Origin of the sequence: Roseisalinus antarcticus (assembly GCF_900172355.1) — a bacterium.
In the GTDB taxonomy this organism is placed as follows: Bacteria; Pseudomonadota; Alphaproteobacteria; order Rhodobacterales; family Rhodobacteraceae; genus Oceanicola; species Oceanicola antarcticus_A.
The window spans coordinates 1-697 of record NZ_FWFZ01000143.1 but is presented as its reverse complement, the minus strand read 5'-3'; the positions used below and the strand labels follow the sequence as shown (position 1 = coordinate 697).

The 697-nt window shown below is 65.7% G+C and carries 1 pseudogene; it reads left to right on the top strand.

The features are described from left to right. Positions 1-697: pseudogene (locus tag ROA7023_RS24930) on the top strand (ATP-binding protein); the annotation flags it as partial.

The following is a 697-nucleotide window of genomic DNA, read 5'->3' as shown; positions in this document are numbered from 1 at the left end:
CGTCGTGACGGTCAAGCGACGGCACGAACCACAACAGGTCATTCATTGCCCGGCAGGCGATTGCGAAGCAATCTGCCGAGAGGGGCGACCTCCCGGACGCCGAGATCAGTGAGAAGCAGGCACGCTCGATCGAATGCCAGCCGACCATCGCCAAGGTGCCGCTCGCCAGGAAGATCGAGGAGTGCGACGTCGAGGGTCGTCCAGAAGGGCGCCATCGGGTCGAGCCCGATGGACGACGAGGTCAACGGGACCCCGATCCGTGACCTCGCCACCGGAGACGTCCTCGACCACCCGCGCAATCTCGTGCTGATCGGCGGAACGGGAACCGGCAAGACCCGTCTTGCCGTCGGTATCGCCCGTGCCTGCATCCGCAACGGCCGTCGCGGCCGGTTCTTCAATGGTGTCGATCTGGTGAACAAGCTCGACGCCGAAGCCCGCGCCGCAGCGCGGACCTGATCTTTCGCCTCGACGTGTTCGCCATCGGTCTCGAACGCATGGCGACGCGATGGCTCACTCCTTGACGGGCTCGGCTATCTCCCGTCCGCTCGGAAAGGCGGCCAGCTCGTTCAGCGGGGAAACGGCCCAGTGGACCGTTTCCTGAACCCGCGTCACGCCACCTCATCGGCAAGCCCCACGAGCGGAGCTCGATCATCGCCACGACCAATCCCGCCTTTGGCGAATGGCCGACCGTCTTCGG